A 7,736-nucleotide genomic window follows, 5' to 3' on the forward strand; every position below is an offset into this window, starting at 1 on the left:
CTCGTAGATCGGGGCGATGCGCGAATCACGATAGAAGGCGGCCGCTCCCGTCTCCTCGATGAAGCCCATGCCGCCATGAACCTGGAGGCCGAGTGAGGCAACCTCGACGCCGATATCGGTCGAGAACGCCTTTGCCAGCGGCGTCAGCAGATTGGCGCGGTCGCGCCAGTGGGCCGCCTCGTCACCGGCGGAGACACCGGCCATGTCGATGGCGTGGGCACAGGAATAGCTGATGGCGCGCGCGGTTTGGGTCAGCGCCTTCATGGTCAGCAGGTTACGCTGGACATCGGGGTGATGGACGATCGGCGCCATACCCGTGCCAGTGTAGCTCGCGGCCTTGCCCTGCCGGCGTTCATTGGCATAGGCGATCGCCTTCTGCGTTGCGGCTTCCGCGACCGCTACCCCCTGCATGCCGACACAAAGCCGCGCATTGTTCATCATCGTGAACATGCAGGCGAGGCCCTTGTTCTCCTCGCCGATCAGCCAGCCGATAGCGCCGGGCTTGGCGCCCTGGAAACCATCGCCATAGATCATGGTGCAGGTCGGCGAGGCGTGGATGCCGAGCTTGTGCTCAAGTCCGGAACAGAAGACATCGTTGCGCGCGCCGAGCGCGCCATCGTCGCCGACCAGGATTTTCGGCACCAGGAACAGCGATATGCCGCGCGTGCCGGCCGGCGCATCCGGTAGCCGCGCCAGCACCAGATGGATGATGTTGTCGGTGAAATCGTGCTCGCCATAGGTGATGAAGATTTTCTGGCCGAAGATGCGGTAGCTGCCGTCACCCACCGGCTCCGCGCGGGCGCGCAAGGCGGCGAGGTCCGAACCGGCTTGCGGCTCGGTCAGGTTCATCGTGCCCATCCACTCGCCGGAGACGAGCTTTCCGAGATACTTTGCCTTGAGGTCTGTGGAGGCGTGTTTGTCGAGCGCTTCGACAGCGCCCATGGTCAGCGTCGGGCCGATGCCGAAGGCCATGGCGGCGGAGTTCCACATTTCGAGCGCGGCAACGCCAAGCATGGTCGGCAGCGCCTGGCCGCCATATTCCTCAGGCCCGGAGAGCGCGTTCCAGCCGCCATCGATCCAGCGGCGATAGAGTTCCTTCCAGCCGGGTGGTGTGGTGACGGCAGCGTCCTTCAGCACGGCACCTTGCCGATCGCCGATCGTGTAGAGCGGTGCGACCTCTTCAGTGGCGAAGCGGCCGGCCTCGCCAAGAACGGCATCGACCAGGTCATCGCCGAGATCGCCGAACCTGCCGGCATCGAGCGCCGATTTCATGCCGGCGACGTGCTTGAGCGTGAAGGCGATATCCTCGACCGGTGCCCTATACATGCCGCTTACTCCTTCCGATGCATCGGTCCTGCCGACCCTAGAGCCAGCGCCGCTGCAAAACCACCCGCCGTATCAGCGCTCTCCCATCTTCTTTTTACGTAAACGTCAAATTTTGTCACGCGGATTTTGCAATCGCGGCGGCGCGTATTAAGTTCAATCCATGCCGGATCAAGTCGACCGGCGACGGATCAGAACCAGCCAACCGGAACAGCCCATGCTTGCCAGACCCGACGCCTATCGCTGCATCGAATGCGGCCTGCCCTATCGAGCGGAGGGGTTCTGCTACCATGGCGGCAGACTGGACCACGGGGCCGCCTACTGGTCGGATCGCGGCATATTATGCTCGCCGCAATGCTCACTCGCCCACCACCGCAAACGCGCCGCCGAGGGCACGCTGCGGCAAGAGCCGGCTCCGGACCCGTTTGAATTCTAGCAGCTGATGCGTCGCCAGCTTTTCTGAAGTCAGCCCCGAAAGTACTTCCTTAACCATAGCCGTTCAGGATTTGTCTTTGATCAACGGGGATTCCCTGTTTTGAAAAGGACGGCGCGTCTCCTTCGCCGCTTGAAGAGTGTCGTGCCGACGCCCTTCAAGCCATTGTTTCCTCCGCATGTCGTTGCCCCAAAACCGCTGCACACTTTTGGGCGACATGCGCTGGCGCTTCTCGCCTTGGCGGCGACGATGGCGCTGTCCACGGCGGCAAAGGCTTCGGATTTTTCCGAACCCTGGAAGAACGCCGACCGCGCTTTGGTGGTCGATGCCTACGAATACAATTCCATCGGTTGGGCCCAACTCGCCACCGACAAGCGGGTCGTCGGCTTCATCAACAAGGCCTCCGACGGCATGCCGCCGCCCTATTTCTGCCTGGGCAACGACATTGAGGTGAAGCTTTGCAAGGCGCTGTGGAAACGCCATGCGGTGACGCGCGAACTGTTCCAGACGCGCCGGGTGGTGGCCAAGGCACTCGGCCTGAAATGGGGCGCCTATCACCTTGCCCGCCCGGGCAATCCGGTCGAACAGGCCAACAATTTCCTCGATTTCGCCGAGCCTGCGCCCGACGATCTCATGGCTCTCGACATTGAGGGCAATGATCCCTCGCAATGGATGTCGCTCGACGATGCCGAGGAGTTCGTCCGCCAGGTGCATCGGCGCATCGGCCGTTTCCCGGTGCTGTACACCAACGGCAAGACCGCCCAGTACATTGCCGACAACAGCTACCGATACCGGCTCCTGTCGCGGCTGCCGCTCTGGTATGCCCGCTATAAGTCCGACATCGACGTGCATTTTCCGATGGGCAACTGGCAAGGCTACGCACTGTGGCAGTTTTCGGCGCAAGCCAATTGCGGCCGTTTCCGCTGCCCTTACAGGGTTGCCGGCACGCCTAACGACATAGACGTCAATGTCGCGCCGACCGACGCCGCCACGCTGCGCGCGCAATGGCCGTTCGGCGGGCTTATCGACGTGCCGCCGGACTATCTCGCCTCCATACCGCTGCCGGTTTCACGCGAGGCCGGCCTCGCCGGCAATGTCACCATCACCTATGCGTCTGTGGCCGCGCCGCCGACTTTCGAGGACATGGTCGCAGCGTTGGGCACACGCTGGTCCCGTTTCCGCGACGGCTTCCGCATGCCGGTCGTGAAGACGGTGCCCCGGAGACCGAGTTTCGGCATTGTCCAATATGTCGCCTGGAAGCGGACCGAGCGGCGTTCGCCCGCACAACTCGACGCTGCGTTTGCCGCTGCCGATCCGCTCAGCACCGCTTCGACCGAACTCGACCGCGGCCAGCGGTAAGCCAACGCGGACTTCAGGTTCCCTGTTCGCGCGCCACCGCCTGCCAGCCGATATCGCGGCGGCTGAACCCGTCCGGCCAGTCGATGCGGTCGAGCGCGGCATAGGCTCGTTTCTGCGCCTCGCCGACCGTGGCGCCTGATGCCGTCACGTTGAGGACGCGGCCGCCATTGGCCACCAGCGCGCCGCCATTGATGGCGGTGCCGGCGTGGAAGACCTGGACGCCGTCGCTTGCCGCGTCTTCGACGCCGCGGATGACCGAGCCTTTTTCCGGCGTGCCGGGATAGCCTCTCGCCGCCATCACCACGGTCAATGCCGCCTCGTCGCGCCAGCGCACCGAAGTATGTGCCAACTGGCCGTCGGTTGCCGCGTTGAGCAGGACCAGCAGATCATCCTTCAGCCGCATCATCAGCACCTGGCATTCCGGATCGCCGAAGCGGGTGTTGTATTCGATCAGCTTCGGCCCCTTGTCGGTGATCATCAGCCCGGCAAACAGCACGCCGGAGAAAGGCGCGCCCAGTTCGGCCATGCCGCGCATGGTCGGCTCGATGATCTCACGCATGGTGCGCTCGACCAGTTCCGGCGTCATCACCGGTGCCGGCGAATAGGCCCCCATGCCGCCAGTGTTCGGACCGGTGTCGCCGTCGCCGACGCGCTTGTGATCCTGCGCGGTGCCGAAGGGCAGTGCGGTGGTACCGTCGCAAAGACAGAAGAAGCTCGCCTCCTCGCCGGTCATGAATTCCTCGACCACAACTTCCGCGCCGGCGGCACCGAAGGGACCATCGAAGCAGGCATCGAGGGCTGCCTGTGCTTCACTGAGCGTCATGGCGACGGTGACGCCCTTGCCGGCAGCGAGCCCGTCGGCCTTGATGACGATCGGCGCCCCGGTCTTTTCGACATAGGCCCTGGCCGAGGCCAGGTCACTGAAACGGCCATAGGCGGCGGTCGGGATGTTGTAGCGGGCGCAGAGGTCCTTGGTGAAACCTTTCGAGCCTTCCAGCTGTGCCGCTGCCTTGGAGGGACCGAAGACGCGGATATTTTCGGCGCGCAGATCGTCGGCAATACCGGCGACCAGCGGGCCTTCCGGACCGACCACGACGAGGTCGATTTTTTTCTCCCGGCAGAATGCGGTGACCGCGGCGTGATCGGCGATGTCGAGCTTGACCAGTTCGGCCTCGCCGCCAATGCCCGGATTGCCGGGGGCGGCATAAAGCTTCGTCAGCAGCGGCGACGCGGCGATCTTCCAGGCGAGCGCATGTTCGCGGCCGCCGGAGCCCAGAAGAAGAACGTTCATGGCCACCTCTTGATGCCGAAATTCTGCTCTGGCGGCCATCTGATGGCGTTTTCTGCGCTTCCCGTTCTACTGCGTGCAGTAGAACTGAGCTCACGGACCAAATGTCCGCTCCGCTGCGGTTCTCGAAACCACCACCATATGACTCGCCAGAGCGAATTTCGAAACAGTCTCTTGGAGACCCGCTATTGCTCTCCGGGCGACGGGTCAAGGCATCAGGGTGTTTAGATCGCAATTGCGCACGGGAACGTTATCCCCGCAGAAAATTGGCGGCGGATACCGCCGCCAATTTTCTGGCGATTCGCTAGGCGGAGAAAACCACCGGAAACCAGTCCTCGCGCAGCCTCTCGCCCGGCTGCATGCCGTGGCCATGATAGGGCGGCGAGGTGCGGCCCGGCCGCTCGACATAGCGCGCATCGTCACCGACCCAGCGCAGCGACAGCGCCCGGCGCCGCGCCGCGGTCATATTGCCACGCGCGCCATGCGCGGTCCTGAAGTCGAACAGGATGGCGTCGCCCGGCTCCATTTCCCATTCGAGCACCTTCATCGAAGGGTCCTTGTCGGGATCGGGCACCGGCAGATAGTCGCCCTCGCCGGCATAGAAATTGCTATCGTCGAGCCAGCGCACCGGCAGGATCATCTTGTCCCATTTGTGCGAGCCGGCGATCAGCCGCAGCGTCGCCTCTTTCACCGGGTCGATGGGTATCCAGAAGCTCACCGTCTGTTGGCCATCGACGAAATAGTAGGGGATGTCCTGATGCCAGGGCGTCGGCTTCTGCGTGCCGGGTTCCTTCACCAGCACATGATCATGGAAGAACTGCGCGGTGCGCGACTGCATCACCGCCGCCGCCAGTTCGGCGGCGGGTGAGTCCCGTACCAGGCTGACGAATTCGGGGATGCGCTCCCAGTTGCAGTAGTCATCGAAGAAACTACCGCGACCGTTGGCTATGTCGGATGCGGTGGCGCTGCGGTTCTGCATGTTGCGTTCGATGCCGGCGGCAATCGTGTCGACCCAGCCCTTGAAGGCGCCGCGAATGCAAACAGCGCCGTCACGCTGATAGTCGGCAATCGTGGACGCGCCGATCCTGGTGGCGTCGAGGGTGGCAGTCCGGGAAGCCATGGCGTTCTCCTCTTGGAATAAAGCCACTATCGCAACATCTATTCATTCGGTAAAATAATAACTATCGATCTGACATATAGAGTGCCTCTATGAGTGTGACTTTCACGCAGCTGCGCTATCTGGTTGCCGTGGCGCGTCACGGCAGCGTCACCGGCGCGGCAAGGATGCTGAACGTCTCTCAGCCGTCGATCTCGGTGGCCATCGACGCGGTCGAAAAGAATTTCGGCCAGAAACTGTTCGTCCGCCAGCGGGGAAGCGGCGTGTCGCCGACATCGTTCGGCCGCGCCGTCGTGGCCAAGGCAAGGCAGGTTCTCACCGAAACGGAGGAACTCATCGGCCTGGGTTCAAGCAAATCGGCTGTCAGCGGCGAGTTGGTGTTGGGATGCTTCGAGGATCTGGCGCCTTTCTTCGCGCCGGCTTTGATCCGCGCCTTCTCCGAACGCTATCCGGCCGTCAAGATCGTCGTTCGCGACGAGACGTTCGAGACGCTGGGTCGACGGCTGGGTGACGCGGCCATCGATCTCGGCCTGACTTATGATCTCAGCCTGCCGACGCATTTCGCCCGCATCCTGCTGCGTGAACTTCGCCCGCACGCGCTGTTGCCGGCAGGCCATGCCCTGGCGGATCGCCCGTCGGTCAGCCTTGCCGATCTGGCCGCCTATCCGCTGATCACCACCGACCAGCCGCACAGCTGGCAGCATATGCTCGACCTGTTCCGCAGCCGCGGCCTTTCGCCTGTGGCCGACATGACGACAAGCTCGTTCGAACTGCAACGGAGCATGGTCGCCAACGGCTTCGGCGTTGCGGTCAGCTACACCCGCCCGCATGGCGACCGCAGCTATGACGGGCTGCCGCTCATCTGCAAGCCGCTGTCGGATCCGCTGCCCATGCAGCGGATCCTGCTTACCTATGACACGCATCAGCGTGTGTCGAATGCAGCGCTGGCCTTCGTCGAGGTGGCCAAGGACTGGTTCGCCACCCGCGACATCTTTGCCTCGTGAAAGGCTGACGGGCGCCGCGTCTCCGCTTGCCGCTTGACGGTTTCCGCCGCTGCTGCCACTCCATGGGCATGGAAACCATCCAGTCGAAAGCGGCCCAGGGCCGTGTCGCCGATGCGCCGAACGGCCATTGGGTCTACCGCGTGCTGCCGCGCTCGATATGGCCCTATGCGCAGCTTGCGCGGTGGGACAGGCCGATAGGCTGGCAACTGCTGCTGTGGCCGTGCTGGTGGTCGGCGGCCTTGGCGGCAAGCGCCTATCCGCGTCCCGGCGACCCGCTGCTCTCACTGCTGCCGGCGCCTTTGTATCTTGTGCTGTTCCTGGTCGGGGCCATCGCCATGCGCGGCGCCGGCTGCACCTACAACGACCTCGTCGACGAGGACATCGACAACCAGGTGGAGCGCACGCGCTCGCGACCGCTGCCGTCAGGCAAGGCGACGCGCCGGCGGGCATGGCTGTTTCTCGTCCTGCAGGCCCTGGTCGGCCTCGTCGTGCTCATCCAGTTCAACAGCTTTGCCGTCCTGCTCGGCATCTGCTCACTGGCGGTCATCGCCATATATCCGTTCATGAAGCGGATAACCAACTGGCCGCAACTGGTGCTCGGCCTTGCTTTTTCCTGGGGCGCGCTGATGGGATGGGCGGTCGAGTTCGGCGATCTCGATGGGCCTGCTGTCATGCTCTATATCGGCTCGATCCTGTGGGTGATCGGCTACGACACGATCTACGCGCACCAGGACAAGGAAGATGACGCCATTGTCGGCGTGCGCTCGACGGCACGCCTGTTCGGCGACAACACCAAGGCCTGGCTGGCCGGACTTTATGGCGGCGCGCTGATCTGCTTCGCCATCGCCTTCGCGTCGGCGCAGGCGCCGGTGGTGGCGCTGGCCGGGCTGATCGCCGCCGGCACCCATATGGCGCGGCAGATCGCCGTGTTGGACATCGACAATCCGGACCAATGCCTGCGCCTGTTCAGGTCGAACAACCAGGTCGGCTGGCTGATCTTCCTCGGCCTGATCGGCGGCGCTGTGTGGGTGGCTCTGAAGCCGCTGGTTTAGCGGGCTTTTTCCCTTCTCCCCTTGTGGGAGAAGGTGGATTGGCGCGCAGCGCCAAGACGGTTGAGGGGTGCTGGACGGAGTGCCGGCGTTGCCAAGCTGGAACACCCCTCATCCGACCGAGCTTCGCTCGGCCACCTTCTCCCACAGGGGGAGAAGGAAG

General features: G+C 63.7%; 7 protein-coding genes. 4 read left to right on the forward strand and 3 right to left on the reverse strand.

Annotation, left to right across the window (positions count from 1 at the left end; all coding sequences use genetic code 11):
• Positions 1-1,326, reverse strand: a 1,326-nt coding sequence (locus EN879_RS16305; protein ID WP_127274130.1) for an acyl-CoA dehydrogenase family protein, incomplete at its 3' end; no start/stop codon positions are given.
• A gap of 214 nt (positions 1,327-1,540) precedes the next feature.
• Between EN879_RS16305 and EN879_RS16310 the strand changes: the two genes are divergently transcribed.
• Entirely contained in the window at positions 1,541-1,759 is a 219-nt protein-coding gene (locus tag EN879_RS16310; RefSeq protein WP_013532811.1) for a hypothetical protein, read from the forward strand.
• 246 nt (positions 1,760-2,005) lie between these two features.
• The gene (locus EN879_RS16315) at positions 2,006-3,115 is read left to right on the forward strand and encodes a glycoside hydrolase family 25 protein (RefSeq protein WP_032809930.1); all 1,110 of its coding nucleotides are present in this window, start codon (positions 2,006-2,008) and stop codon (positions 3,113-3,115) included.
• Positions 3,116-3,128: 13 nt separating this feature from the next.
• Here EN879_RS16315 and purD read toward each other — a convergent pair whose 3' ends face one another.
• Together purD and EN879_RS16325 are read right to left on the reverse strand one after the other, a co-directional pair.
• The gene (gene purD, locus EN879_RS16320) at positions 3,129-4,406 is read right to left on the reverse strand and encodes a phosphoribosylamine--glycine ligase (protein ID WP_127274131.1); all 1,278 of its coding nucleotides are present in this window, start codon (positions 4,404-4,406) and stop codon (positions 3,129-3,131) included.
• A gap of 301 nt (positions 4,407-4,707) precedes the next feature.
• On the reverse strand, positions 4,708-5,523 hold the full coding sequence (locus EN879_RS16325; protein WP_013532814.1) for a phytanoyl-CoA dioxygenase family protein: 816 nt from the start codon (positions 5,521-5,523) through the stop codon (positions 4,708-4,710).
• An 89-nt stretch (positions 5,524-5,612) separates the two neighbouring features.
• Here EN879_RS16325 and EN879_RS16330 point away from each other — a divergent pair, with 89 nt between their 5' ends.
• Entirely contained in the window at positions 5,613-6,524 is a 912-nt protein-coding gene (locus EN879_RS16330) for a LysR family transcriptional regulator (RefSeq protein ID WP_063167661.1), read from the forward strand.
• Positions 6,525-6,592: 68 nt separating this feature from the next.
• On the forward strand, positions 6,593-7,576 hold the full coding sequence (gene ubiA / locus EN879_RS16335) for a 4-hydroxybenzoate octaprenyltransferase (protein ID WP_063170187.1): 984 nt from the start codon (positions 6,593-6,595) through the stop codon (positions 7,574-7,576).
• The last annotated feature ends 160 nt before the right edge of the window (positions 7,577-7,736 follow it).

The organism is Mesorhizobium sp. M7A.F.Ca.AU.002.02.1.1 (assembly GCF_003998535.1).
In the GTDB taxonomy this organism is placed as follows: domain Bacteria; phylum Pseudomonadota; class Alphaproteobacteria; order Rhizobiales; family Rhizobiaceae; genus Mesorhizobium; species Mesorhizobium ciceri.

Excerpts from the sequence above, each read along its gene's own strand:
- EN879_RS16330 (WP_063167661.1), top strand. The coding sequence starts at position 5,613 with ATGAGTGTGACTTTCACGCAGCTGCGCTATCTGGTTGCCGTGGCGCGT.
- EN879_RS16325 (WP_013532814.1), bottom strand. The coding sequence starts at position 5,523 with ATGGCTTCCCGGACTGCCACCCTCGACGCCACCAGGATCGGCGCGTCC.
- ubiA (WP_063170187.1), top strand. The coding sequence starts at position 6,593 with ATGGAAACCATCCAGTCGAAAGCGGCCCAGGGCCGTGTCGCCGATGCG.
- purD (WP_127274131.1), bottom strand. The coding sequence starts at position 4,406 with ATGAACGTTCTTCTTCTGGGCTCCGGCGGCCGCGAACATGCGCTCGCC.
- EN879_RS16310 (WP_013532811.1), top strand. The coding sequence starts at position 1,541 with ATGCTTGCCAGACCCGACGCCTATCGCTGCATCGAATGCGGCCTGCCC.
- EN879_RS16315 (WP_032809930.1), top strand. The coding sequence starts at position 2,006 with ATGGCGCTGTCCACGGCGGCAAAGGCTTCGGATTTTTCCGAACCCTGG.